The organism is Pararoseomonas baculiformis (assembly GCF_017813395.1).
Lineage (GTDB): Bacteria > Pseudomonadota > Alphaproteobacteria > Acetobacterales > Acetobacteraceae > Roseomonas > Roseomonas baculiformis.
Genome location: NZ_JAGIZB010000021.1, coordinates 25,338 through 51,069, shown reverse-complemented (window position 1 = coordinate 51,069; position 25,732 = coordinate 25,338). Strand labels below are relative to the sequence as shown.

The 25,732-nt window shown below is 67.0% G+C and carries 24 protein-coding genes and 1 tRNA gene; 13 read left to right on the top strand and 12 right to left on the bottom strand.

The features are described 5' to 3' along the window. Positions 1-78: 78 nt before the first annotated feature. Together ruvX and J8J14_RS18860 are read right to left on the bottom strand one after the other, a co-directional pair. A complete protein-coding gene (ruvX, locus tag J8J14_RS18865; RefSeq protein ID WP_209381100.1) occupies positions 79-564 on the bottom strand; it encodes a Holliday junction resolvase RuvX in 486 nt (161 codons plus the stop codon). Between the two features lie 5 nt (positions 565-569). Continuing rightward, positions 570-1,505, bottom strand: a complete 936-nt coding sequence (locus tag J8J14_RS18860; RefSeq protein ID WP_209381099.1) for a retropepsin-like aspartic protease — start codon at positions 1,503-1,505, stop codon at positions 570-572. A gap of 120 nt (positions 1,506-1,625) precedes the next feature. Here J8J14_RS18860 and gatC point away from each other — a divergent pair, with 120 nt between their 5' ends. Genes gatC through gatB form a run of 3 tightly spaced genes read left to right on the top strand, consistent with a single transcriptional unit; the run spans position 1,626 to position 4,842 of the window. After that, entirely contained in the window at positions 1,626-1,913 is a 288-nt protein-coding gene (gene gatC / locus J8J14_RS18855; protein WP_209381098.1) for an Asp-tRNA(Asn)/Glu-tRNA(Gln) amidotransferase subunit GatC, read from the top strand. Then, complete coding sequence (gene gatA / locus J8J14_RS18850; protein WP_209381097.1) at positions 1,913-3,394, top strand: Asp-tRNA(Asn)/Glu-tRNA(Gln) amidotransferase subunit GatA; 1,482 nt, start codon at positions 1,913-1,915, stop codon at positions 3,392-3,394. Before gatC ends, gatA begins: the two co-directional genes overlap by 1 nt. Beyond that, positions 3,391-4,842: an Asp-tRNA(Asn)/Glu-tRNA(Gln) amidotransferase subunit GatB gene (gene gatB / locus J8J14_RS18845; RefSeq protein ID WP_209381096.1), complete on the top strand. Its 1,452-nt coding sequence runs from the start codon at positions 3,391-3,393 to the stop codon at positions 4,840-4,842. Before gatA ends, gatB begins: the two co-directional genes overlap by 4 nt. A gap of 6 nt (positions 4,843-4,848) precedes the next feature. Here the strand turns inward: gatB and J8J14_RS18840 are convergent, their stop codons facing one another. The 3 genes from J8J14_RS18840 to J8J14_RS18830 all read right to left on the bottom strand — a co-directional run bounded on the left by J8J14_RS18840 (position 4,849) and on the right by J8J14_RS18830 (position 7,640). Beyond that, positions 4,849-5,793: an NAD(P)/FAD-dependent oxidoreductase gene (locus tag J8J14_RS18840; RefSeq protein WP_209381095.1), complete on the bottom strand. Its 945-nt coding sequence runs from the start codon at positions 5,791-5,793 to the stop codon at positions 4,849-4,851. A gap of 73 nt (positions 5,794-5,866) precedes the next feature. Beyond that, positions 5,867-6,199: a TM2 domain-containing protein gene (locus J8J14_RS18835; protein ID WP_209381094.1), complete on the bottom strand. Its 333-nt coding sequence runs from the start codon at positions 6,197-6,199 to the stop codon at positions 5,867-5,869. A 73-nt stretch (positions 6,200-6,272) separates the two neighbouring features. After that, entirely contained in the window at positions 6,273-7,640 is a 1,368-nt protein-coding gene (locus tag J8J14_RS18830; RefSeq protein WP_209381093.1) for a cytochrome P450, read from the bottom strand. Positions 7,641-7,744: 104 nt separating this feature from the next. On the opposite strand from J8J14_RS18830, the gene J8J14_RS18825 reads away from it, so the two are divergent. The 5 genes from J8J14_RS18825 (at position 7,745) to J8J14_RS18805 (ending at position 13,458) form a co-directional block, all read left to right on the top strand. Continuing rightward, on the top strand, positions 7,745-8,374 hold the full coding sequence (locus J8J14_RS18825) for a glutathione S-transferase family protein (protein WP_209381092.1): 630 nt from the start codon (positions 7,745-7,747) through the stop codon (positions 8,372-8,374). Between the two features lie 81 nt (positions 8,375-8,455). Next, positions 8,456-8,548, top strand: a tRNA-Ser gene (locus tag J8J14_RS18820). Between the two features lie 367 nt (positions 8,549-8,915). Beyond that, a protein-coding gene (locus tag J8J14_RS18815) for an IS5 family transposase (RefSeq protein ID WP_209381091.1) occupies positions 8,916-9,673 on the top strand; the annotation gives its coding sequence in 2 pieces (ribosomal slippage) (positions 8,916-9,252 and positions 9,252-9,673; 759 coding nt in all). Positions 9,674-10,001: 328 nt separating this feature from the next. Then, entirely contained in the window at positions 10,002-10,244 is a 243-nt protein-coding gene (locus tag J8J14_RS18810) for a hypothetical protein (protein WP_209381090.1), read from the top strand. 1,420 nt (positions 10,245-11,664) lie between these two features. Next, entirely contained in the window at positions 11,665-13,458 is a 1,794-nt protein-coding gene (locus tag J8J14_RS18805) for a transglycosylase domain-containing protein (RefSeq protein WP_209381089.1), read from the top strand. Between the two features lie 168 nt (positions 13,459-13,626). On the opposite strand, the gene J8J14_RS18800 is transcribed toward J8J14_RS18805, so the two are convergent. From J8J14_RS18800 to J8J14_RS18785, 4 genes are all read right to left on the bottom strand, one after another. After that, positions 13,627-14,742, bottom strand: coding sequence for an acyltransferase family protein (locus J8J14_RS18800; RefSeq protein ID WP_209381088.1), 1,116 nt, complete (start codon positions 14,740-14,742; stop codon positions 13,627-13,629). Then, complete coding sequence (locus J8J14_RS18795; RefSeq protein WP_209381087.1) at positions 14,739-16,103, bottom strand: putative O-glycosylation ligase, exosortase A system-associated; 1,365 nt, start codon at positions 16,101-16,103, stop codon at positions 14,739-14,741. The genes J8J14_RS18800 and J8J14_RS18795 overlap by 4 nt, the downstream gene beginning before the upstream one ends. A gap of 4 nt (positions 16,104-16,107) precedes the next feature. After that, positions 16,108-16,350 (bottom strand): hypothetical protein, encoded by a 243-nt coding sequence (locus J8J14_RS18790; protein ID WP_209381086.1) that lies wholly within the window; start codon positions 16,348-16,350, stop codon positions 16,108-16,110. 1,224 nt (positions 16,351-17,574) lie between these two features. Continuing rightward, positions 17,575-18,741, bottom strand: a complete 1,167-nt coding sequence (locus J8J14_RS18785; protein WP_209381085.1) for a M20 aminoacylase family protein — start codon at positions 18,739-18,741, stop codon at positions 17,575-17,577. 788 nt (positions 18,742-19,529) lie between these two features. On the opposite strand from J8J14_RS18785, the gene J8J14_RS18780 reads away from it, so the two are divergent. Then, positions 19,530-20,018 (top strand): PilZ domain-containing protein, encoded by a 489-nt coding sequence (locus J8J14_RS18780; protein WP_209381084.1) that lies wholly within the window; start codon positions 19,530-19,532, stop codon positions 20,016-20,018. Positions 20,019-20,038: 20 nt separating this feature from the next. On the opposite strand, the gene J8J14_RS18775 is transcribed toward J8J14_RS18780, so the two are convergent. Genes J8J14_RS18775 through J8J14_RS18765 form a run of 3 tightly spaced genes read right to left on the bottom strand, consistent with a single transcriptional unit; the run spans position 20,039 to position 22,855 of the window. After that, positions 20,039-21,214: a M20 aminoacylase family protein gene (locus J8J14_RS18775; RefSeq protein ID WP_209381083.1), complete on the bottom strand. Its 1,176-nt coding sequence runs from the start codon at positions 21,212-21,214 to the stop codon at positions 20,039-20,041. A 37-nt stretch (positions 21,215-21,251) separates the two neighbouring features. After that, positions 21,252-22,160 (bottom strand): SDR family oxidoreductase, encoded by a 909-nt coding sequence (locus J8J14_RS18770; protein ID WP_408896326.1) that lies wholly within the window; start codon positions 22,158-22,160, stop codon positions 21,252-21,254. Positions 22,161-22,162: 2 nt separating this feature from the next. Further along, the gene (locus tag J8J14_RS18765; protein WP_209381082.1) at positions 22,163-22,855 is read right to left on the bottom strand and encodes an extensin-like domain-containing protein; all 693 of its coding nucleotides are present in this window, start codon (positions 22,853-22,855) and stop codon (positions 22,163-22,165) included. A 167-nt stretch (positions 22,856-23,022) separates the two neighbouring features. Here J8J14_RS18765 and rplM point away from each other — a divergent pair, with 167 nt between their 5' ends. The 4 genes from rplM to J8J14_RS18745 all read left to right on the top strand — a co-directional run bounded on the left by rplM (position 23,023) and on the right by J8J14_RS18745 (position 25,644). After that, positions 23,023-23,508: a 50S ribosomal protein L13 gene (gene rplM, locus J8J14_RS18760; RefSeq protein WP_209381081.1), complete on the top strand. Its 486-nt coding sequence runs from the start codon at positions 23,023-23,025 to the stop codon at positions 23,506-23,508. 2 nt (positions 23,509-23,510) lie between these two features. Further along, positions 23,511-24,008 (top strand): 30S ribosomal protein S9, encoded by a 498-nt coding sequence (gene rpsI, locus J8J14_RS18755; protein ID WP_209381080.1) that lies wholly within the window; start codon positions 23,511-23,513, stop codon positions 24,006-24,008. A gap of 128 nt (positions 24,009-24,136) precedes the next feature. Beyond that, positions 24,137-25,105, top strand: coding sequence for an N-acetyl-gamma-glutamyl-phosphate reductase (gene argC, locus J8J14_RS18750; protein WP_209381079.1), 969 nt, complete (start codon positions 24,137-24,139; stop codon positions 25,103-25,105). Further along, complete coding sequence (locus tag J8J14_RS18745; RefSeq protein ID WP_209381078.1) at positions 25,102-25,644, top strand: gamma carbonic anhydrase family protein; 543 nt, start codon at positions 25,102-25,104, stop codon at positions 25,642-25,644. The genes argC and J8J14_RS18745 overlap by 4 nt, the downstream gene beginning before the upstream one ends. The last annotated feature ends 88 nt before the right edge of the window (positions 25,645-25,732 follow it).

The window sequence follows — 25,732 nt, the reverse complement described above, 5'->3', positions numbered from 1 at the left end:
AGCGCCGTCTCTCGTCCGCCCGGGGATGGGATTGCAGGTCATCATCCATCATGAAGGCGGTGACCACCCAGCCGGCGATCATGCCTCGTCCTCCTCGGTGGGACGCGGCCGGGTGGCGTCGAGGGCGGATTGGAGCATGTAGGCCGCGGCGGCGGCGTCCACGGCCTTGGCCCGTTTCGCGCGGGTGAGATCCGCCTCGATCATCATGCGGTTCACGGCGGAGGAGGAAAGGCGCTCGTCCCACAGGGCGACCGGCAGGCCGGTGGCATCCGAGACGGCCATGGCCCAGTCCTTCGCCGCCTGGGCGGCGGGGCCGAAGGAGCCGTCGAGGCCCAGAGGCAGGCCGCAGACCAGGCCGGCCGCCCCCTCCTTTTCCGCGATGCGCCGGATCTCGGCGGCATTGGCCGAGAGCTTGCCGCGGGCCAGGCCGGCATAGGGCGAGGCGAGCATCAGCAGCACATCCGAGAGGGCGATGCCGATGGTCCGGCTGCCCGGGTCCAGGCCGATCAGCCGGGCGTGGCGGGGCAGGGCGGCGCGAAGGGCAGGGAGGGGTGTGACGGGCATTTCGGTCAGGGCCGGGCGGAGGAGGGGGCGAGGTAGAGACGCTGTCCCGCATAGGAGAGCCAGAGCCTGCGGGGGCCGAGCATGTCCTGGCCCAGCAGCACATCGACGGGGAGGGTGGGGGGCAGGGGGGCGAGGACGATGGGGAGGGTGGCCTGGGTCCGCTCCCCCAGCCGGAGCCGGGCGCCTTGGTGCAGGTGGAAGGCGGCATTGCCCGTGCCCGTGCCGAAGATGGTGCCGGCCGGCGGGGCAGTGAGGGCCGAGGCGGGAATCCCGAAATCGGCGATGCGGTCCCGGCGCAGCACGGTCCGCACCGCCCCCGTGTCCACCAGCGCGCGGACCGGCCTGTCATTGAGGTGGATGGTGATGATCGGCAGGCCCTCCAGCCTCAGCTCCACGGGGATCTCCTCGGCCCCGGGCCAGGGCGGCGGGGCGGCGAGGCAGGAGGGCGAATCGTGCAGCGCGACCCGGCTGGCCGGGAGATCGATCTCCAGCGCGCCTCGGCGCAGCAGGTCCGCACCGATGATCCCGGCAATCCGCTCCACCTGTTCGCCGCCGGGCGCGACGGGGACGGACAGGTTCCGGAACACGCGCCGGCCGATCTGCAGGTCCCGCAGCAGCGCGTTGGGCATGCGTGAGGTGCCGCCCATCCCGGTGATGTGCGTGGAGCGCTCCGGATCGACCCGCAGGCCGAGCGAGGCTGCGAAGCTGGTGCGAAGCTGAGTGAGGCCGGTCCCGGTATCCAGAATGAAGGGCAGGGCCACCCCATTGGCCTGGGCGAGCACCACAGGCAGGGAGCCCGCCCCGCGGCCCAACAGGGCGATGGCGGCCGGGGCCGCGTTGGCCACCACGACCAGCCGTTCCCCCTCGTCAGGCCGGCAGGCGGCGCAGGAGGCGAGGAGGAGGGCGGCCAGGAGCGGGATCGAGGATGGGCGAAGCTTCATGCCCGGCCATTGTAGCCGATGTGCACGGGAAGGGGCGGTGCTTCTGCCCGGCCCTTGACTTCGGGGGGGCGGGGGGCTTCCTGGCCCCCTTCGGCCCCATCCAGGGATTTTTGCCCCACCATGTCGCTAGACCTGCAAACCGTGAGGCGCGTCGCGTCCCTCGCCCGGCTCCACTTGCAGGAGGGGGAGGACCAGCGCCTGCAAGCGGAGCTGAACGGGATCCTGGGCTGGATCGAGCAGCTGCAGGCCGTTGACACCAGCGAGGTGGAACCGCTTTCCGGCGCCGGCGGCACCTCCGCACCGCTGCGCGAGGATATCGTGAATGATGGCGGGAAGGCGGAGGCGGTGCTCGCCAATGCGCCGGACCGCGCCGGCGCCTTCTTCGCCGTTCCGAAGGTTGTTGAGTGATGAACCCGACCGATTTCACCATCCGCGGCGCGCTTGAGGCGCTGTCCGAGGGAATCGTCACCTCCGAGGCGCTGACCCAGGCCCATCTGGACGCCATCGCGGCCCTGAACCCGCGCCTGAACGCCTATGTCACCGTCACGGCGGAGAAGGCGCTGGAAGCCGCGCGCGCCTCGGACAAGCGCCGGGCGGACGGCGTGGCCGGGAAGCTCGAAGGCATTCCGCTGGCCATCAAGGACCTGTTCTGCACGGCCGGTACCCGCACCACGGCGGCCAGCCGGATCCTGGGCGATTTCGTGCCGCCCTACGAGAGCACCGTGACGGCGAACCTGCTGCGGGACGGCGCGGTGTTCCTGGGCAAGGTGAATCTCGACGAGTTCGCCATGGGGTCGTCCAACGCCACCTCGGCCTTCGGCGAGGTGGAGAACCCGTGGAAGCGCGGGAATGACGATGGCGTGCGGCTGGTGCCGGGCGGATCCTCGGGCGGCTCTGCGGCGGCGGTGGCCGCGCGGCTGGCCATGGGCGCGACCGCCACGGATACGGGCGGCTCGATCCGGCAGCCCGCGGCCTTCTGCGGCATCGCTGGGATCAAGCCGACCTATGGCCGCTGCTCGCGTTGGGGCGTGGTGGCCTTCGCCTCCTCGCTCGATACGCCGGGCCCGGTCGCGCGGAGCGTGGAGGATTGCGCCCTGCTGCTGGAGAGCATGTCCGGGCACGACCCGAAGGACAGCACCTCGGCCAACCTTCCCGTGCCTGACTTCGCGGCGGCCTGCGCTCGCGGCGTGAAGGGACTGCGGATCGGCGTGCCCCGCGAGTACCGGCTGGAAGGCATGCCGGAGGAGATCGAGGCGCTGTGGCAGCAGGGGCTGGACTGGCTTCGCGCCGAGGGCGCGGAGATCATCGACATCTCCCTGCCGCACACGAAATACGCGCTGCCGACCTACTACATCGTGGCGCCGGCCGAGGCTTCTTCCAACTTGGCGCGGTATGACGGTGTGCGCTTCGGGCTGCGCGAGAATGGCGAGGACCTGAAGGACCTCTACCAGCGCACCCGTGCCGCCGGTTTCGGCGACGAGGTGAAGCGCCGCATCATGATCGGCACCTATGTGCTGAGCGCCGGCTACTACGATGCCTACTACCTGAAGGCGCAGAAGGTGCGTGCGCTGATCAAGCGCGACTTCGACCAGGCCTTCGCGGGCGTGGACGCCATCGTGACGCCGGCGACGCCTTCGGCCGCCTTCGCGGCCGGGGAGAAGCAGGACGATCCAATCGCGATGTATCTGAACGACGTCTTCACCGTGACCGCGAACCTCGCCGGCATTCCGGGCATGACGGTGCCGGCGGGCTATGACCGCCAGGGCCTGCCGCTCGGCCTGCAGGTACTGGGCCGTGCCTTCGACGAGGAGACGGTGTTCGCGGTGAGCTCGGTGATCGAGAGCGCCGCCAATCTGACGAAGATGCCGCAGGTGAGGGCCTTCGCATGACCTACACGATCGAGGGCGAGACCGGGCCCTGGGAGCTGGTGATCGGGCTTGAGGTGCATGCCCAGGTGACCAGCAACGCCAAGCTGTTCAGCGGGGCGGCGACGGAGTTCGGCGCGGAGCCGAACAGCCAGGTGAGCTTCGTGGATGCGGGCTTCCCCGGCATGCTGCCGGTGATCAACCGGGAATGCGTGGCGCAGGCGGTGCGCACGGGGCTGGGGCTGAACGCCCAGGTGAACCCGTGGTCGCGCTTCGACCGGAAGAACTATTTCTACGCGGACCTGCCGCAGGGCTACCAGATCAGCCAGTTCGCCCATCCGATCGTGGGTGAGGGCAAGATCACCGTTGAGCTGTCGGACGGCAGCACGAAGGAGATCGGCATCACGCGCCTGCATCTGGAACAGGACGCAGGCAAGTCGATCCACGACCAGCACCCGACGAAGTCCTTCATCGACCTCAACCGGTCGGGCGTGGCGCTGATGGAGATCGTGTCGGAGCCCGACATGCGCTCCCCGGAGGAGGCCGGCGCCTATCTCACGAAGCTGCGGCAGATCCTGCGCTATCTCGGCACCTGCGACGGGAACATGGAGCAGGGCTCGCTACGGGCGGACGTGAATGTCTCTGTGCGCAAGGCCGGCGAGGGCTTCCGCACGCGCTGCGAGGTGAAGAACGTCAACTCCATCCGCTTCGTCATGCAGGCGGTGGAGGCCGAGGCGCGGCGGCAGATCGAGGTGTGGGAATCCGGCGGCACCGTCGACCAGGAGACGCGGCTGTTCGACACCACGCGCGGCGTGACCCGCTCGATGCGGTCCAAGGAGGACGCGCATGACTACCGCTACTTCCCCGATCCGGACCTGCCGCCGCTGGTGGTGGACCCATCCTGGATCGAGGAGCTGAAGGCGGGGCTGCCGGAGCTGCCGGATGCGCGCCGCACGCGCTACGTAAACGAGTTCGGCCTTTCCGCCTACGATGCCTCGGTGCTCGTGGCGGAGAAGGAGACGGCGGCCTTCTACGAGGAGGTGGCTGCCGGGCGCGATCCGAAGGTGGCGGCCAACTGGGTGATGGGCGACTTCTTCGCCATCCTGAACCGGATGGGGAAGGGGATCGAGGACAGCCCGGTCTCGGCAAAGCATCTCGGCGCGCTGCTGGACCTGATCGCGGACAAGACCCTCTCGGGCAAGATGGCCAAGGAGGTGCTGGAGGCGATGGCGGAGACGGGTAAGGCGCCCGGGACCATCGTCGAGGAGCGAGGGCTGCGGCAGGTCTCGGACACCGGCGCCATCGAGGCGGCGGTGGAGGCGATCATCGCGGCCAATCCGGACAAGGTGGCGCAGTACAAGGCGAAGCCCACGCTGTTCGGCTGGTTCGTCGGCCAGGTGATGAAGGCCATGAAGGGGCAGGGGAACCCTGCCCTGGTGAACGAGGTGCTGAAGGCGAAGCTGGACGCCTGAGGCCCCTCAGTCGCCGGGCTTGCCGCCGATCTCGTCCTCGGTCGGCAATTCGCAGCGGTTGTGGATATCCGTGGCGGCGATGGCGGCATGGCCCATCGCCACCACGATCTGGTTCAGCGCACGCACCACGTCCCCGGCGGCGTAGAGGCCGGGGACGGTGGTGCGGTTGTGGTCATCGACGATGAGCGCGCCGCTCTCGTCATGCTCGGCGCCCAGCGCGAGGGCGAGGTCCGAGCGGGTTTTCAGGCCGAGCGCCGAATAGAGCGTCTCGAACCGGTGCTCCTGGCCGCCGGCGCGGATGGCGCTGATGCGCTCCCCTTCGATGTCCAGCGCCTCGATAGGGGCGGTGATCACGCGGATCCCATGCTCCTTCGCGCGCGCCTCCTCCTCCGCGGCAAGCGACTGGCCGAGGGTCAGCAGCGTGACATCCGGCGAGTAGCTGCGGGCGATGAAAACGGCCTCACCCAGGCCGCGGGCACCATGGCCGAGGACGGCGACCTTCCTGTCGCGGGCCTCGTAGCCGTCGCAGATCGGGCAATAGCGGACAAGGCCGCGCTGCACGGCGTCGGGCAGGTCGGGAAGCGAGGGTTCTATATCGACGCAGCCGGTGGCCAGGAGCACACGGCGTGCGCGGAGCTGGCGGCTCTCCTCATGGCCTTCCAGCATCGCCACGAAGTGGCCGGGCAGCTTGTGCAGCCCCGATATCCGCGCCACGACGGGCGTGATGCCATACTGCGCAAGGTTCTGCTTCTGGCGGGCCAGGAGCTCAGGGCCGCCGATCCCCTCGGCGAAGAGCGGGACATTGTGGCTCGTGGGGATCCAGGCGGCGCGGCTGGCGCCACTATCCACCAGAGCGAAGCGGCGGTTGAACCGGGCCAAATAGAGGGCGGCCGTCAGGCCGGCGGGCCCCCCGCCAATGATCAGGCAATCCAGCACACCGTCTTCCGCCATAGGCCCCTCCCGCGCGATGGTGAGACGCACTGGAGGGGGCTTGTGTTTCAGGCGGCAGAAAATTCCGCCGGGCTCAGCGGCCGAGCGACGCGATGATGCCCCGGTTGTAGGACCGGATCATGCCGGGGATGAGGAAGGCGTCGATCAGCAGCCAGAGGCCGATGAAGGCGAGGCCGAGATAGCCGATGGCGATGGCCGTGAGCGCCCAGGATATGAGGCTGACCGCGAGCATGAAGAGGCCGCTGGCCATCTTCCCCGCATAGAAGCGGTGGGCGGCGAACCAGCCCAGGAAGAACCAGAGGATGTAGGCGATGAGCACCGACCGCTTGTTGGCGTCGTAATGCATCATCGCCGCCGTGTCGGTCATCCCGGGGACGGGGCCTGGGTTGGAGCCGAAGCCGGACATCTTTGAAGCGATTCCTTTCGTGACAGGGGCGAGCCTGCCCCGGATCAGCGGGGTGGGCCAGCCAGGCGGCCGCTCAGCGGCGGGTGATCCGCATGGGCATGCCGCGGGCGGGACGGAGGGTGATCCGCATCTGGAGGCCCGGGTTGAAGCCGGGCTCCGGGCGGAGGCGGATGGCGGGCAGCAGCGTCGCGAGGATGGCGGTTGCCTCCTCCATCGCGAAACCCAGGCCGATGCAGATGCGCGGGCCGGCACCGAAGGGGATCCAGGCATAGCGATGGCGCGCCTTCACCTCCGCCGGGGCGAAACGGCCGGGATCGAAGCGGTGCGGATCGGGCCAGATGCCGGGCAGCCGGTGGGTGGCATAGGCAGGGATCAGGACCGTGGTGCCGGCCGCGATCCGGTGTCCCCCGACCTCCACGGGGCGCGTGGCCCCGCGGGCGATGATCGGGGCAGGGGGATAGAGGCGCAGCACCTCCTGAACAGCCTGGCGGGTGCGGACGAGGCGGGGCACCACTTCCGGCTTCAGGGGGGCGCCGCCCGTTGCCTGCGTGATTTCGGCCAGCAACCGGTCCTCCTCCTCCGGGTGGCGGGCGAGGAGGTAGAAGGCCCAGGTCAGGGCCAGGGCTGTCGTCTCATGGCCGGCGGTGATGAAGGTGAGGAGGTTGTCCGCGATATCGCGGTCATCCATTGCTTGGCCCGACTCCGGATCCCGTGCGGCCAGGAGGAGGGCGATCAGGTCCTCCCGCTCGGAGCCGAGGCGGCGCCGTTCCGAAACAAGGCGCAGCAGCTCGCCCCGGAGATAATCCCGCGCCCGAGCGGCGCGGCGCTGGCCGGGAAAAGGGGTCCATCCCGGCGCCTTCACCATGGCGAAGGCGATGGCCCAGCCCGTGCTCTCCAGATAGGTGGTGATGCCGTTCTCCACGCGCGCCACATCGATGGCCGCGTGGCCCGAGAGCATGGTTTCCACAATGATGTCGAAGGTCATCCGCATCATCTCGTGGCCGAGCTCGATTTCGGTGCCCGGCGGAAGGGCAAGCCAGCGGTCCCGGGTGCGGGCGGCCGCTTCGATCATGGGTGAAAGGAAGGACTGCACCCGGTCAGGACGGAAGATCGGCGCCACGGCGCGCCGCTGCCACCGCCAGCGGTCGCCATCCGCGGTGAGGATGGCATCCCCGAGCGCCGGAGCGAGGGCCCGGCGCATCGCTTCCGACTTGGCGAAGGCGTCGGCCTGGGTGAGCAGCACCTCCTGGATCATCTCCGGGCTGGTGACGAAGTAGCGTTCCCGGCCCAGCACGGTGCGGCGGGCGATGGGCTGTTCGAAGGCTTCTCTCGGGAGGGCCTCGAGCGGGTTCCGGATCACCGCGCGGATCAGGGCGAGGCTGCCCAGCGCTCTTCCGGGTGGGACATGGCGCGCGAGGTCGGGCTGATGGGTGTCCGGCATGGCATCCCGGATATCGGGAGGCGGCCTGCCCGGTTCCAGGGCGGCCCGGGGTGGCTTCCCTGCCGGGTCAGCTGCGGCGATGCTCCCGTGCGAGGAGATAAAGCATGATCACCCTGCACAGTTGGAACACCCCCAACGGCCGCAAGATCAGTGTGGCGCTGGAGGAGATGGGCCTGCCCTACATCGTCAAGACCGTCAATATCGGGGCCGACGAGCAGTTCCGGCCCGAGTTTCTCGCCATCAGCCCGAACAACCGGATCCCTGCCATCGTTGATGACGAGGGGCCGGGCGGGCAGCCGATCAGCGTTTTCGAATCGGGCGCCATCCTGCTTTACTTGGCCGAGAAGACCGGGAGGTTCCTGCCCGCCGACCTGCGCGCCCGCGTGCCCGTACTGGAATGGCTGATGTGGCAGATGGGCGGGTTCGGGCCGATGCCCGGGCAGGTGCACCACTTCTTGATGCAGCCGGACGGGCCGGCCAAGGAATACGGCTTGGCCCGCTACGGCAAGGAAACCCGCCGCCTGTATGGCGTGCTGGAAAAGCGCTTGGCAGGCCGGGACTTCGTGGCCACCGAAGGCGAGCCGAGCATCGCCGATTTCGCCATCATCGGCTGGGCCTGGCGGCATGAGCGGCACCAGGTGCCCTTTGACGACCTGCCCAACGTGGCTGGCTGGTATGAGCGGATGATGGCCCGCCCGGCCACGAAGCGTGGCTTCGAGGTGGCTTTGTCATGAATCGTCATTTGGCGGTTTGACGCGCGGGCAGGGGGCGGGTAGAAGCGCCTTCTGCAACGCCGTGAGACTTTCCACTCCTGCGGAGGGGTGGCCGAGTGGCCGAAGGCGGCGGTTTGCTAAACCGTTATAGGATGTCAAGTCCTATCGTGGGTTCGAATCCCATCCCCTCCGCCATTTTCTGACGGCCAATTTCTAAGTCTTTCGGCGGTATGACCGCGCGGATTGTGCTCCGGATTGTAACCCGCCGTGCATGGCCGCCACCTGACCCGCAAAGGGTCTTCCTGGATGTTCCAAATGCGGGTGTCCACTCGCTTTAACTTTTCGTTAAATTCGTCGCCGATCCGAATCACGCTTGGAGCAATCCGGAGCGTGCGGCGGAAGTCGCCGCTTGGGTCCTTGCGGTATCCGCAAACATTCATTTCGAGCGCGCGAGGTTCCACGACATGGCCGAGGTTGGAATTAGGGTCGAAACTAGATCAGATTATTGATCAACCGGGGCAATTGGGATTCCGTGCTGTCGGCGTGCGGCATGGAGGTGGCTATGGCAGACCTGTTCTGGTTCTCGGACGCAGAGTGGGCGGTGATCGAGCCGTTCATGCCGCAGAACCAGCCCGGCGCTCACCGGGTGGACGACCGCCGGGTCATCAGTGGCATCGTGCACGTCCTGCGCTCAGGCTGCCGCTGGCGCGACTGCCCGGCCGAGTACGGCCCTCCCACGACGGTCTACAACCGGTTCAACCGCTGGTCTCGGCGCGGCTTCTGGCGCGCCATGCTGGCCACCCTGGCCGAGCGGGGATGGATCGCCGAGACGGCCTCCCTCGACAGCACCTACGTCCGCGCCCACCGCTCGGCTCACGGCGGGGAAGGGGGGCAAAGGCGCAGGCCATCGGCCCGTCGCGCGGCGGCCAGACTACCAAGATCCACGTCCTCACCGACGTCCTCGGCCGCCCCGCGGTCATCCATCTGACACCTGGCAACGCCAGCGACGTGACGGCAGCGCCCGACGTGCTCGCCGCCACCCCCGGCCACCTGCGCCGCCTCGTGGCGGACCGGGGCTACGATGCCGACGCGTTGCGGCGCGACCTACGCGCCATGGGCACCAAGCCGGTCATCCCAGGCCGCCGCTGCCGCAAACGTCCCATCCGTCATGACAAGAGGCGCTACCGCGACCGCTGGCGCATCGAGGCCGCTATATGCCGCCTGAAAGACTTCCGCCGCATCGGCACCCGCTACGACAAGCTCGCCGCCAACTTCGACTCCGCCGTCGCGATCGCCGCCATCGTCGCCTTCTGGTGCTGATCGAGTCCGGACCCTAGGACACCGGATCCCTGGCCAACAGTCGCGTCCCGACTTCGGGACGATGTCGCACTGATGCTCCCACTCTTGTGTGCACTCGATGACGTGGACAGGTGTCAGCCGACCGACGCGACGCTCGCGCCGCGGATGGTTGCTGTCGAGTTTGATGGCTTGGCCGATCTCCTGGCCGGCCGCATGAGCGGCGGCGCGGAATTAAGGGTCGGCCCTGGAGGCCTAATTCCGCAAGGTCATCACCGACGAGGAGACGGGCCGCGAGCATCTGGGCGAACCTCACCTGCCGCCACGGGAATCGGCTGCGGACATCGCCAAGGTGCTCACCGTTGTCACGGACATGCGGGTCATGCAGGCGGCCATAGAGGCCAAGGTCGCGTCCGCGACCGCGTTGAAGCATGTTCCGTTGTTCAGCGCCGCGGCGGACGCCTACTATCAGAAGCTACGGCGAGCGCACGGCGACGGATACGACGAACTCAAATACATGCGCCATCGCAAGGCAGTATTCGTGCGATTGTACGGCGACAAGCCGGTCAGCCAATACACGCAGGACGACATTTAGAAATTCGTCGATGATGTCCGCCACCTTCCCCCCCCCCGCCCCCAACGTTTCCACGAACCCCGATTACAAGATTGAGGACGCCTGACGATAAATTGCCGAGGCGAAATAGCAGGGGGCAGAGGGGCCTAGCGAGAGCACGCTGGTCAACAACTACCTCGGCAAGGTTAAGACCATTCTGCCCGACGGCTGCGCCAGCGCGGGAGTTCCCTTCAGCTTGGAGGGCATGCGGATTGTCATACCCAAGGGCGTTCCCAAGGCGCGTCACGGCCCGGCGCCCGACTACACCGCGCGGAACCGCGTATTCCGCGCCGGTGTTGAAAGCGGAATGCTTGCGGAGGCAATGTTGCCGCTGCTGGCGTCCTGACCGGCCGCCGGTTGGGGTTGCTTACCTACCTGCGCCGGGAGGACATCCAGCGGTACCATGGCTGCTGGGTCGTCCCTCCCCGCGGCAGCGTAGGGAATGGCGAGCGGTGGGTGACGGCGCCGTTTGAGACTGACGAGTCCCTCACCTGCTTCGTGCTGCATGACGTGCTGGCCGAAGCAGGCCTCATCGACTGGGCGCGGCGTGGCCAGGGTTTCATGTTGGAAAGCCTGCACAAAGCGAGGGACCCGGCCAACACCACCTCCAAGCGGATGGCGCGCCTTTTCCGGACCGCCGGTCTGAACCCAAGCTGTTCACCATGTTCCACGGGCTCCGGCATGCCAAAATTGCCCTGGCACGGGAATTGAAGCTGGATCCGCGTGCCATCCGGCTCCAGGTGGGGCACGAACTCGGCGGGGTTCATGAGCATCACGGCGACCACGGCATGAACCGCAGCGAACTCGCCGCCGTCGCCCGGGTCGAACTACCGTTGGACAGCGACATGAGCGTGTTCCGCGGTCTCGACTTCGAGGCGCTGGCCGCCATCCGGCCAAAGCGAGGGCGGCCGCGCGGTGAGCACGTCGAATTCACCGGGGCGCCCCTTGTCCCGACGCCGCCGGCCCGGCCGTCGCGCGCAGCGCGGGTTAAGGTTAGCAGAACCACTGCGGAGAGGCGCGCCGCAGGCGCGACCTTGACGCGCGTGACCACGGCGGCAGGCTGGCGGCGAGGGAAAGCGGATCGCGGGGGCTTTGGGGAGCGGTGCCAGTCTCCCGGGCAGGTCCAGGGCGACGCCCTGGTGGGGCGGCAGCTCCTCTGGAGAGCTGGTCCTGCTATCGCGGAGATGGACACCGCCAGACACCTTGACCGGCCCTGCTTCACGGGCCTGGGGCGGCGGTTTCTTCGGCGCAAATCTTGCCGCAAGCCACGCCCTCCAACCTTGTTGAAAGGCGGGGCTTACGTGCACATTTTGCTGAGTGTTCGGCTTCAGGCCGCGACCTGCCCTAAATAGCCTCAGCGCCGGAGGGCTCATTCCACCCTGGCAGGAGGCTTGCACCCGCATTGTCCGCGTTCACGGAAGGCACCCTCGACCGGAGGCATTTCCTCGCGCTGCTCGGTCTGGCGGCCGCTGCCCCTCGCCAGGCCGAAGCAATCGAACTGACCGATGCGAGCCGGCTGATCACAGACAACCGCGAGAACGGCGTGCGGCTGCTGAGCCAGCAAGGCGAGTTCATCGGAGCGCGAGGAGCATATTACGGGCCCCCTGTGCCGTTCGCGCAGCTTCCGAAGCACCTGATCGACGCCTTGGTGGCCAGCGAGGACCGTCGCTTCTACGAACATTGGGGGTTGGACCCGCGTGCGATGGCGCGCGCGGTCTGGTCGACCATCAGCGGCCGGACCCAGGGCGGCAGCACGCTGACGCAGCAGACCATTAAGGAAATCTATCTCAAGGAACACAGCCCGATCATCCGCAAGCTGCTGGAGGAGCCGGTGCTGGCGCCCCTGCTCGAACGTAATCTGAGCAAGGAGGACATCCTCTTCGTCTACCTGAACCGCGTGTTCTTCGGCGGCAGCGCGTACGGCATCGAGGCCGCGGCACGGGTATACTTCGGCAAATACGCCCGCAACCTCAGCGTGCTCGAGGCCGCGATGATGGTCGGGCTGCTGCCCGCTCCAAACCGCTACAATCCCCACAGGAACTTCGAGCTGTCGCGCGACCGGGGCATCCGGGTCATCGAGCAGATGGTGGATGCTGGCTACGTGACCCGGCGCGCGGCGGATCGTGCCAAGGCACAGCGCGTGGTTGTGGCAGCCTCCAAGTCAGCCTGGGGAGGGGTCTATCCACGCAGCACGCAGCTCGGCTGGTTTGCCCGTTGGGCCGAGAGCGAGGCCAACGCGAACTCCAGGGTCAGCGGAAGAAAGGGGACAAGGACTGTCACGACCACGCTGGACCTGCGGATCCAAGCGGCGGCGGAGAAACACCTCGAGCAAGCCCTGCGCCAGAATGCCGAGGCGAAGCAGATTTCGGAAGGCGCCATTGTCGTCATGCGGTATGACGGTGCGGTGGTGGCGATGGTGGGTGGGCGCGACTACAGGCGCAAGGAATTCGACCATGCCACGCAGGCCAAGCGGCAACCGGGGTCGGTGGCCAAGCTGTTCGTGTATATCGCGGCGCTTGAGGAAGGCAGCACGCCCGACACCGAGGTGAGCGACGCAGCCCTGATGCTGGGCGGCCGGCCTGTGCGGAATTTCGACGGCCGCTATCGCGGCGACATCAGCCTCGCCGAAGCCCTGGAAAAGTCGTCAAACACGGCCGCGGTCCGCCTGGCGATGCAGAATACCACGGAGGTTCGGGAGGTGATCGAGAGGCTGAATCCCGGCCGGGAGGTGGAGGGAGCGGCCGGCGACCTGGCGCTCGGCACCTACGAGGCCAGGCTGGTCGATCTCACCGCCGCCTTTGCTAGCGTTGCCAATGGCGGCAGCATGGTCATGCCCTATGCCGTGCTGCGCGTGCAGGACTCGGAAGAGGCCGAGCTATTGACGCGGACCCGACCGACGCGCTCTGAAATTCGGCAGGTGATAAGGCCGCAGCACGCTGAGATGATGCGCCAGATGCTGGCTGGCGTCGTGCAGCGCGGAACCGGCAGGGCGGCAAATCCAGGCTTCTGGGCCGCGGGCAAGACCGGGACGACGACGGCTAACCGGGACGCCTGGTTTGTCGGCTTTACCCAGCACTACGTGGCCGGCGTTTGGCTCGGTAATAGCGATAATCAGCCCATGCTGGGTGTTTCGGGTGGAGGCCTGCCAGCAGAGATATGGCGGGCGGTTATGATCGACGCTGCGAAAGACGCCTGATCAACTGGGACGAAGAAGCGCAGCGGCACCGGAACAAGGAAGGGCTTCAATCGGGTTGCGGAACCCGAGACTGAAAGCCACTGCAGTCCAGATCAAGAAGTCAGACAAAACGATAAGAGTGCAGCCTGATCCTCGGGATGGGACCAGGCGCGCAAACGACATGGGCTATTAAGAACTGGCTCTGATCCGCTGTCGGCCCAAGCGCCGCAACCAGTACCGGCCCGGCTGCTCCACAAACCGGTAGAGGAGACTGGATGCCAGAAGTGTAAGGCACATATAGACGGCGAGCGCGAAAAGCGAAGGCTGCCCCGCCCCGACGAGGAGAAAGCGGACCCAATCCCTTATAAAGTAATGGGACATGTAGGTGGAGTAGGAGACTTCCCCTATCCAAACAAGGGCAGTGATGGCGCCGAGCGCAGATGCGATACGACCCTGTGACGCGAGGCCGTAGATTATCAGGGACGAGGCGATGGGTACAGCGACGTAATCCCGGATGCCCTCGGAGCCAATCGCCAGTCCCAGCAGCCCCATTCCGAGTATTGCGAGAAGATCATCTCGAGTGGCCGATGCACTCGACAGCGCATGGATCCTGTAGAGGATCATGCCCATCGAAAACTGAAGCAGGCATCGCATGAGGCCAAGCTGCGGGATATTGTCTCCCAGCCCGACATTAAGATAGTTCCACAATGCGACGAGCAATGTGTAAGTGCCGAGGAACGTGGCAACAAGAGCGACCCGGGCTGTGACATATTTCACGAGAACGAAAGCCAGAACGGGAAAAGTGAGATACGCCATCCATTCCACGCTGATGGACCATGCCGGAACATTCCAGGCCAGGTATCCAACGAAGCCCCAGTTCTGCACAAGAACCCAGCTCAGAAGGTAGTAGCCGAGATTGTAGCGTTCCCCAATGGTTCCTTCTGACGAAAACAAGGCGATCGCAATCGGATTTGCCAGGAAAAGGAGCAGAAGGAAGGCATGCAGCGGATAAATCCGGGCAAACCGTGCCACCCAGAATTCGCGGGCTGAGCTGAAGCTGGGTTGTCCAAAGCTTCGGCTATAGGTGTAGGCAAGAATGAAGCCGCTTAACTGGAAGAAGAAATCGACGGCCATGTAACCACGAGCCGCAACGTCCAACAGCCAGCTGGGGGTGGCCGCCGGCAGCGCCTCCCTGAAGTGGTAAAGGACCACCCACCAGGCCGCGATCCCACGAACGCTCGTGAGAGCCAACATATGCTGCCTTCCCAGGCCAGCGGCTTCTGCTGACGACACGGGCCGCGTCACCGCGCTTTCCATCGTAGCTGCGGCACAGCTCGCCAGGGCGCGGAGGGAGCCGCTGCTCGTTGGTTCGCGCCGACCGATGCCGGAACGAGAGACCGCCTCACATGGTGCTGTAGGGCCGCGGTCGCGGCGAAGAGGAAGTAGAGCATGGGCTGGAATGCGACGCCGATGAATGCCCCGCAGACGGCCATGACCGCGAGCGAGACCTGCAGCGCTCTTGCAAGGTCCTGGCACCACTCCAGCCCCGGGACACCACGCGTCTGCCGGAAAATCTTCTGGTGGATGAGGAACGACCCGAGGATCAGGCCGAGTAGGAGAAAAAGGCCGACCCAGCCATGCTCGCCGAGCATCTCGAAATACACACTGTGGAAGGCCTTCCCGGTGATAACGATTGGCTCCTGCCGCGTCGCATTGGGCGGTGAGATGAATTCATTAATCATATATGCTTCAAAGCCACCGCCTAATGGGTGTGTCATCACATAGTCCAAGGTCCAACGCCAGACGAGCAGCCGGCCAAATGCGGACGCCTCATTCCTGCTGTCCGCTATGGTTTCCATGCGTTCTGTCCACGCATCTGATGTAATCAGTGAAGCAACCCCGGCTGCAACGGCGCAGAGAAAGACGCTCAGGACCTTGCGGCGCGCCCGGAGGCAAAGCAACAACGCAAGAACAGCAAGTCCGACGAGACCGGTTCTCTGATAAGTGCCCAGCGTACAGGCGATGGCCAAAACGACGAGGCCAGCATAGCCAAGCTGCACAATATTCCAACGAGGGAGGAGAATTGTGTGCTTCCGGAGGAACAGGATTAGCGGCACGACCATCACACTGACAGCCGCGAGTGTAGCTCCTTCGCCCAGCCCTGCATTCGCGCCCACAAGGCCCAAGGTCCGGCCGTAACCTCCGCCGCTCAGGAAAACCTTTATCCCGACCGGAATGAAATGCATCGCGAGGGAGAATACATAGACCTGTAGAAAAGCTTCGATCTGCACGCGTGAGCGGAGTACGAACATCAGTAGTCCGGAGAAAACGACCGTCTTGAACGCCCAATCCCACTTTACCCAGGCAAACTCGGGAACGACTGCCCAGCCAACTGTGGACAGGGTGATCCAGAATGCCAGGGCCGCCGTGAGCGCGAAAAGGAGCCCAGGCCGAGGCGGATCGCGCCGGTCCAAAAGAAAGTAAACGAGAAATGCGAATGCCCCCATAATGAGGGAGGCAGGGATTTGGTTGAGAAGTGCGTAGGCTAGGTGCTGCGGGCGTACAATTGTAACCCAGACATAACCCAGACTAGCCACGAATGGCACCAAGCTCCCCAAACCCAGAAAGAAAAGAAAAGCTACGAGGAGGAACAGGCCACGGAGCACGGCGTCAGCCCTGCTGCTCGCGGGAGCGGCGGCCAGACTGCATCTGCCGTCGCTCGCGCCAATTCGGGATGTTGTTTGGCTGTCTCGATGCTCCAGCTGTCGCATTTTGCGACTGCGGTGCTTCGCTCTGTTGGTCGCCGGTGGGTATGGGGCCGAACCAAGGAAGCCGGGAGTCCATCCAGGCCGCCCGCAATACAATCACCAGGATAGCAATCGTGTTGAGCAGGATCGCAAAGTTATCAATCATCCGGTTGTCCCTAACCTTTGCCGAAACCCTGCGACACACACCCTGACTCGCACTGTTGCACCCAACCGGCAGATGTCGAAATCTAACAGCCGCTGACGCGTATGGCTGGCCCGAGAGATTGAATGATTTCGAGCGGAGGCCGTAGTCATGCTTCGTTGAGAAACCATGTCGTCCCAGCCACCCCAAGCTTGGGAGAGGAGGGCTATGGCGCAGCATACGTCCATAAAAGCTTGAACCGGCCCAGCTCGGGAGACGGTGGAGTCTACGTGCTGCAGGTCCGTGCCAGCAAGTCTGTTTGCCTCACAGGTAGGAAACCTTGCGAAAAGATGATGAGGGACGAGGTGGTCGTGACATGACCCTCGATACATGGTCCGGAGATCGCCGGCTGGCAGAGGGGGACGGCGCCCACTCTTGAAACGCTGGCTACTCAGCCATTCAAGGAAACTTGGTTGTTCTCTGGCGCGGTCCAGTCGAGCATTCCGAAAGCGGAATGAGACGGGTAAGGCTTCTGAGACCGCAGGATTACAAGAATTTCCGCCGTAAGGGTTTGTGTCCGGTCTGGGGAGGCAGCTGAGGAACAGAGGCTTTTGAGCACTCCTGATCGCGAGGTAACGAGCGATTCACGCCAACGACCAACCTGCCGTGAGCCCTTAATGAGAGGCAGCGCCTCTCTCTCCTGGCGCCTTCTGGCTTAGGCCCCGCCGCTGCTGCCGTGCGGGTGAAGGAGTAGATGGGTGGCCGCCCTCGCGCCCCTGGCCGCGTAGCCCTCGTCGGGGGAGTGTTCGATTTGCGGCCGGGTCACCAATGTCATGAACTTCGGATCCGGCCTGGCTTGCTGCGGCGATCTCCACTGGCGACGGTTGGGTGACCGGGGCGCTGCCGTGTTGGCGCAGGCCTCTGCCGATTTGCTGAAGCTGAAGCGGAGCGGGCCGTCTTCGCTTGCCGAGCGAAGCTTTCCTGGGCTGAACCACTGCCAGCGCACGACGCCCGGCTACGAACGCCGCGCCGGCCTGCACCTCGCCCCAACGACACTCACCCAGGCCATCAGCTGCCTGCGCCAGATCCGCCGGTTTCGTCCTTCGATTTCTGCGCCCGCGCGGCAGGAACGGCTTAACCCCGCCCAGAGGTCGTCCGATACCAGGGGCTTCGCGATGGCCCGAGTAACGCCCAAGAGCCACATTTGGGCGACGTTCTCAGCACTACCGGGCGGCCACGGGCGGGCTTTCAGCCTGCGGCGCCCTTGGGGAGCATCCGTTCCACGACCCGCGCATAGAGCGCGGCGCCATATGGGATGGCCTCGTCGTTGAAGTTGTAATGCGGGTTGTGGGCCTGGGCTCCGGGGCCGTTGCCAACATGAATGTAGGCACCCGGCACCCTCTCCAGCATGAAGCTGAAATCCTCGGATCCCATCACCGGGGCGCGGTTGCGGTTCACGAGCGCATCGCCCACCAGATCCGCGGCCGCGTCGGCCAGCTCCGTTGTGCGGGTGGCGTCGTTCACGGTGGGAGCGAAGATCAGGCGGAACTCCAGCCGCGCGGTGGCACCGAAGCCAGCCGCCACGCCTTCCACCAGGCGACGCATCGCAGCCTCGATCTCCATTGCCACTTCCTTGCGGAAGAAGCGCGCGGTGCCGGAAAGCACGGCGCTCTGCGGGATAACGTTGTAGGCGTCCCCCGCAACCACCTTGGTGACGCTCACCACCGCCGTTTCCCGCGGGGAGAGATTGCGGGCGACGATCGATTGCAGGGCCGCGCCGATATGGAACGCGGTGAGGACCGGGTCGATGCTTGCCTCCGGCCGCGCACCATGGGCGCCGCGGCCCTCGATGGTGATGTCGAAAAAGGAGCCGCCGGCCATGAAGGGGCCGGCGCCGATGGCGTATTGTCCTACATCCAGCCCCGTGGCGTTGTGCATGCCGTAGAGCTTGTCGCAGGGGAAGCGCTCCAGCAGCCCGTCCGCCAGCATGGCCAGGGCGCCGCCGCAGCCCTCCTCGCCGGGCTGGAAAATCAGGTTCACCGTGCCGGAGAAGTTGCGTGTCTCGGCCAGGTAGCGCGCGGCGCCGAGCAGCATCGTGGTGTGGCCGTCATGGCCGCAGGCATGCATCCGGCCCGGGCTGCGGCTGGAGTAGGGAAGGTTGGTCAGCTCATCCATCGGTAGCGCGTCCATATCCGCGCGCAGGCCGACGGATCCGCCCGGGCCATTGCGGAGGACGCCGACCACGCCCGTGCCGCCGACGCCACGATGCACGTCGATCCCCATGGCCTCGAGCTGCTGCGCCACGATGCCCGCCGTCCTGTGCTCCTCCATGCCGAGCTCGGGATGCGCGTGCAGATCCTGCCGGATCGCGGTCAGCTCATCATGGTAGCGGCGGATTTGGTCGAGCACGGACATGGTTGTCTCCAGCAGGCATCGGCGGGGAAGGGGGGGCCGTGCCGGGCGGGGTGCCCAGCACGGCACGCGCCTTTGCGCGGCGCGGATGCCCCAGAAGACAAGGAGTCCGTCGGGCACATCGGCCAGCCTACGGCGACAGGCTGTTTTGTACAGGTACTGGCCTGTGGGGACATAGGGTAGTTCCTGCATCGCCGCGGCCTGGATGTATCGAATAGGCTCCAGCCGCCCTGGTCTGGTGGCAGCCGGTGCGCGGCGCGATGTCTCAATATCGCGTGGCAGATGACGGCTTTTTCGGAGGGCGGATGGAAGCGGTTGAAGGCGCCGGTCCCCATTGTGCCGAGCGGGCTGGCGAGCTTGGACGCAATCTGGCGGTTGCGCTCCAGCACGGGCAGCAGGTCGTTGGTAAGGGTTCTCCCACTGATCTACCCCATGGCTAGAATAGGCGATGGGGGCGGCGCCGAAGCCCGGCCTCACATGCCGTTCCAAGCGGCCGAAATGCGCGCGCCTCTGGCCCGCGTCCCAGTTCGATGCCGCACTCCCTTCGCGGTACGTCGAAGCATGCGGACCTGTCTCCTTGAGGGAAACAGGACTGGCGCCGGGGTCTGGAACTACCCTTTGGACGCAGCAATGCCCGGCGGGAACGCCGAGGCAAACGGGACAAAGCCCGCTTGCGCGGACGGATCCCCGTGCCCGCCTTTCCGCTCTGCGTTATGGTGGCGCGGCGCCGCGGGGCAGGGCGCTCTGTGATCCCGTGAGGGGCGGGGCATGGCATGCGGGGGGGCAGCATCTTGGAACAGCAGGAGACCGGTGGCCAGCGGCATGAGCGCCGCGGGCGGCGTGATCGGGTGCTCAAGAGCGCGCAGGTGGTGTTCGGGGGCGCGGCGATCGACTGCGTTGTTCTGGATATCTCGTCGAATGGCGCACGGGTGAGCTTCAGCAGCCCGGTTGAGGTGCCGGAGCTGCTGGCGCTGCGGCTCAATGACGGCTCGACCTATCCGGCACTCAGGCGCTGGGTGCGGGGCACCGATATGGGCCTGCAGTTCACGGGCCCGGTGATGGCCAGCGGGGATGAGGGGCATCTGCGCCGCGCGCATCAGGCCATGGAGGCCCTGCGCGCCGCGAGGGGCATGGGTTGGTTGGAGATCCTGCGCGCCGAGAGGCACTTCGGCGACGAGGCGCTGCGAGAGGCCGCGCATGCGCTAGAGGCGGCGCATCAGCAGCTGGAAGCGGCGCTGATGCCCCATGTCGTCCAGCAGGCGGGGAAGGGGCCGGGCTGAGCGGCCCCTTCCCGGCGGGTTCAGCCCTTCCGGGGCAGCTGCTGCTCCACCAGTGTCGCCCACCAGGAGGCGCCGACCGGGAGGATGTCGTCATTGAAGTCGTAGCGGGGGTGGTGCACCTGCGGGTCCTCCTCGGTGCGGCCGGCGCCGAGCATCAGATACGCGCCCTGCTTGGCGTTCAGCATGAAGGAGAAATCCTCCCCGCCCATGGTGGGCTTGGGCAGCATGTGCACCTTCGCATCCCCGGCCACGGCGCGGGCGGCATCGGCGGCCAGGCCAGCCGAGGATTCCTCGTTGATGGTGGCGGGGTACATCCGGTCGAAATGCACCTCGGCCCGGGCGCCGAAGGCCTCGGCTATGCCGGTGGCAAGGGCCTTCACCTTCGTCTCCAGCGTGTCGCCTACCTCGGGCAGGAACCAGCGGGCCGTGCCGCGCAGGTTCACGACCTCCGGGATCACGTTGAAGGCCATGCCACCCTCGATCTTGCCGATCGTGATCACGGCGCCTTCCACCGGCTCCACATTGCGGGCCACGACAGACTGAAGGGCGGTGACGATCTGTGCGGCGATCACGATGGGATCGTTCCCCTGGTGCGGCATGGCGCCATGCGCGCCCTTGCCGGTGATGGTGATGCGGATATCGGCCACCGCCGCCATGACGGGCCCGACGCGCCACAGGAACACGCCCTCCGGGGCGCCCGGCCAGTTGTGCAGGCCATAGACGCGGTCCATCGGGAAGCGCTCGAACAGCCCCTCCTTCACCATCACCCCGCCGCCGCCGCCCATCTCCTCGGCGGGCTGGAAGATCATGTAGGCCGTGCCGGAGAAGTTGCGTGTTTCCGCCAGGTAGCGCGCGGCGCCCAGCAGCATGGTCGTGTGGCCGTCATGGCCGCAGGCATGCATCACGCCCGGGGTCTGCGAGGCGTGCGGCGCGCCGGATTCCTCATGGATCGGCAGCGCGTCCATGTCGGCGCGCAGGCCGATCGCGCCGCCCTCGCCGCGGCCCCGGATGACGCCCACCACGCCGGTCGTGGCGATGCCCGTGATCACCTCGTCGCAGCCGAACTCCCGCAGCTTCTCCGCCACGATGCGGCTGGTGCGGACCTCCTGGAAGTTCAGCTCTGGATGCTGGTGGAAGTCGCGGCGCCAGGCGGTCATGTCCTGGTGGAACTCGGCGATGCGGTTGATGATAGGCATGAAGGGCTCCGGTGGCCGAAAGGCTTGACCCTGCTCGCTAGCGCGCCGCGAAGGTGAGGGCCAGCCCCTCCTCCAGTCCCATGGGCTCGAAGCCGAGCAGCTTGCGCATCGGGCCGGTATCGAAGGCCTTGTCCTCGGTCAGCCGGCGAAGCTCCGCCGCTCGGATGCGGGGCAGGTGCGGCACCATGCGCAGCAGCGCGGCGGCGGCGAGCAGGGGGGGAAGCGGCAGGGGAACGACCGGGGGCGGCCGGAAGCCGGCTGCGCGGCACACGGCGCGCAGGAAATCGGCATAGCGCAGCGGCTGCGGCCCGGCGATCACCACGGCCTGCGGCTCCGCCCATTCGCGCCCCAGCGCCGCCATCACGGCCCGGGTCACGTCGGACTGGTGGATCGGCTGCACCAGCGCCCGGCCGCCGCCCGGGAGCGGGGCCAGGGGCAGCCGGCGGAGCAGCGCGGCCAGGCGCTGCACATTGTCCTCGCCCTCCGCGCCATAGATCATGGTGGGGTGGAGGATCACGCCGGGCCGGCCGCTGGCCAGCAGGGCGGCCTCGCCCTGCCGAACCCCGTCCCCGTGCTCGTCCCGCCATTTCGAGAAGCGCCGCGTGCTGCCCAGCAGCACCACCGGTGCCCCTTCCGGCGCGGCGGCGAGGATCGCCGGGGCATGGCGCGCATGGGCGCAGGACACGACGGAGCCCGCGCCGGCCAGGGCCTTTCGCAGGGCGGAGGGATCCCCCAGCTCGGCAATCCGCGGTTCCTCGGGCAGCCCTGTGGCGGACCAGCGGGTGGCATCGCGCACCACGGGGCGAAAGGGCAGGCGTCGCGACGCCAGGGAGGCGCAGAGCGCGGCGCCGGAACGGCCGGAGGCGCCGATCACCGCGACCCGACCGGCGCGGGCGAGGCCCGTCGCCGGCCCCGTACCGGCTTCCGCGGGCTGGTCATGCGGCATGATCATCGGCAGACGCCCCATCCTCCCCGGTCCAGGTGGAAGTGATCCCGGTGCGCGGCGTTGTAGTCCGGCCCCAGCACGGCGCCGAAGACCCGGCAGGCCTCGTCGCGGACGGCTCGCAGAAAGGTGTTGGCGGGCGGCGGCCCGTCCCAGTCCCGCGGCAGGCCGATGCTGCGCCCGTCGGCAATGGTGAAGCCGGCAATATCCAGGGCGTTCGCGGTGGCGTGCTGACTCCGCCGCCCGCCCTCACGATGGTAGACGTTGCGGCAATTGTAGCTGCCCAGATGCCGCATCCCGGTAACCTGCTGGCCTAGCGCCCGATCGGCCGCGCGCTGCAGCCCATGCCGCTCGAAGATCACCCAGGCAGCCGCAAAGGGGCAGTTCACAACCGGGACGCTGGGGGAGAGGCGCAGCTCGGTGGGCAGGCGCACGGGCTCTGCGATGCCGCAGCCATCGCGGATCGGCTGCGTGGGAAGCGCCTGGAGCGGGATCCCCGAATGGGCGAAGGAAGCGGCGCAGAGCCCGGGTTCCCGCGCCATGCGCGAGAGCTTGTAGCGGGTGAGAAGGCCGGGCGGCTCCCGGAGGTCCAGCGGGGCAAGGGGATTCCAGGCCGGGGGAAGCATGACAGCCCGGGGCAGCACCAACAGCAGCAGGGCAAGGACCGGCAGGAGGATGAGGAGGACGCGGCGGCGCATGAGGAGGGGCAGATAGGCGCGATCCGGTCCGGGTCAAACCATGCGGAAACCCGATACGGGACAGGGGGTATCTGCCTGTGGTATTGCGCTACCACACATCTTTTCCTTGACCTTAGGCAGCGCGCCAGCCATATGCGGCGCCACCTTACTGACTGAACACACGGATCATGCTCGAAACCCAGACCCGCTCGATCAAGCCGGCCGAGGTCCAGAAGGACTGGATCCTGATCGACGCCGATGGCCTCGTCCTCGGTCGTCTCGCCGCGCTCGTCGCGACCCGCCTGCGCGGCAAGCACAAGCCCACCTTCACCCCCCATGTCGATTGCGGAGACCATGTGGTGATCATCAATGCTCACCGCGTGCGGCTGACCGGGAACAAGGCGGAGCAGTCCACCTTCTACTGGCACACCGGCTATGCCGGCGGCATCAAGCAGCGCACCGCGCGCGAGACCCTCGAGGGCCGCTTCCCCGAGCGCCTGGTCGAGAAGGCGGTTGAGCGCATGATCACGCGCAACAATCTCGGCCGCGCCCAGATGCGCAACCTGCATGTCTATGCCAGCGCCGAGCACCCGCATGCGGGCCAGTCGCCGAAGCCGCTGGATGTTGGCGCGCTGAACCGCAAGAACGTCGCCGCCGCGAAGAAGGCCGCCTGAATATGAGCGAGCAGACCTCCGCCACCTCCCTGGCCGACCTGAAGAACCTCGTCGCCGGCACCCCCGCCTCCCCCGAGAATGCCACTCCGGCCCGTGAGCCGAAGAAGGACGCTTTCGGCCGCGCCTACGCCACTGGCCGCCGCAAGAACGCGATCGCCCGCGTTTGGATCAAGCCGGGCAAGGGCACCGTGGAGATCAACGGCAAGCCGGCCGCGAAGTATTTCGCCCGCCCGGTGCTGCGCATGCTGATCGCCCAGCCCTTCCTGGTGGCTGACCGCTACCAGCAGTTCGACGTGATGTGCACCGTGACCGGCGGCGGCCTGTCCGGCCAGGCCGGCGCCGTGCGCCACGGCCTCTCCCGCGCGCTGACCAACTTCGAGCCGGGCCTGCGCCCGATCCTGAAGAAGGCTGGCTTCCTGACCCGTGACCCGCGCGTGGTCGAGCGGAAGAAGTACGGCAAGCCGAAGGCCCGACGTTCCTTCCAGTTCAGCAAGCGCTGACGCTGGCGGGCCGGCGTCACGCCGGTCCTGCCTCGAAGGACTGTTCATCAGGAGGGGCGGCCCGCAAGGGCCGCCCCTCTTGCGTTTCGGCACCCCCGAGCCCCTATTTCACCCCAGAGGAGAGCCAGATGGCCCAAGGCACGAAGTCCGGCAGCGTTCCGAGCATCTTCATCGATGGCGAGTCCGGCACGACCGGGCTGCAGATCGTCGAGCGACTGCAGGGCCGAGCCGATATCGCCCTGCGTTCCCTGCCGCCCGAGCTGCGGAAGGACCCCTCGGCCAAGCGCGACATCTTCGCCGAGGCGGATGCCGTGGTGCTCTGCCTGCCGGATGATGCCGCGAAGGAGGCCACCTCCCTGGCCGCGAGCCTCGGCAGCCAGGCGCCGAAGCTGCTGGACGCCTCCACCGCGCATAGGGTGGACCCGGACTGGACCTATGGCTTCGCCGAGATGGCGCCGGGCCAGGCCCCGGCCATCGCCGCCAGCCCGCGCGTCTCCAACCCGGGCTGCTATCCGACCGGCGGTATCGCCCTGCTGCGGCCCCTGGTGGAAGCGGGCATCCTGCCGAAGGATTTCCCGGTCACGGTCAATGCCGTTTCGGGCTATTCCGGCGGGGGCAAGTCCATGATCGCGGCCTATGAGGGGGAGGGGGCTCCATCCTTCGAGCTTTACGGCCTTTCTCTCGAGCACAAGCACCTGCCGGAGCTGCAGCTCTATTCCGGCCTGTCCCGTCGCCCGATCTTCGTCCCCAGCGTGGGTGATTTCCGCCAGGGCATGCTCGTCTCCGTGCCGCTGCACCTGGATGTGCTGCCGGGCAGGCCGGCCCCTGCCGATCTCCAGGCGGCCCTGGAGAAGCACTATGCCGGCGCGGAGTGGGTCCGCGTGGCGCCCGCCGAGGCGAATGGCAAGCTGGAGCCGGAGGCGCTGAACAACACCAACGGGCTGGAACTGCGGGTCTTCGGGAACGCCAAGCGCCAGCAGGCCGTGCTGGTGGCGCGCCTGGACAACCTGGGCAAGGGGGCCTCCGGCGCCGCCGTGCAGAACCTGGAGCTGATGCTCGGGATCGGTGCCGCGAACCGTATGGGCAAGGCCGCTTGAGCGGGCCGCTCTACCCCTTCCGGGGCAAGTGGCCGCAGATCCATGAGGGGGCCTTTGTGGCCCCCTCCGCCTCCGTGATTGGCGATGTCACGCTCGGGGAAGGCGCCAGCGTCTGGTATGGCTGCGTCCTGCGCGGCGACACGATGTTCATCCGCATCGGCGCCCGCAGCAATGTGCAGGACGGCACGATCATGCATGTGGCGCGCGGCACGAAGCCCGCGCTGGTCGGCGCCGATGTCACCATCGGCCATGCCTGCATCATCCATGCCTGCACCCTGAAGGACCGCGCCTTCGTCGGAATGGGCGCCACCGTGCTGGACGGGGCGGTGATCGAGGAAGGCGGGATGCTCGGGGCCGGGGGATTGCTGCCGCCGGGCAAGGTGATCGGGCCTGGGGAGCTGTGGGTCGGCGCGCCCGCGCGCTTCGTCCGCGTCATGTCGGCAGAGGAACGTGCCGGATGGGACCGTACCACGGCCCATTATGTGGAACTGGCACAGGAGCACCGCGCCGGCCTGAGGGAAGGGACGGCTGGGGGTTAGCCCCGCCGGTCCCCCTGAAGCACGCAGAGCACAACCTGCACCGATTCCGGCTACCCCGGCAGGCGGGAATTCCGGTCCGGCGGCAGGC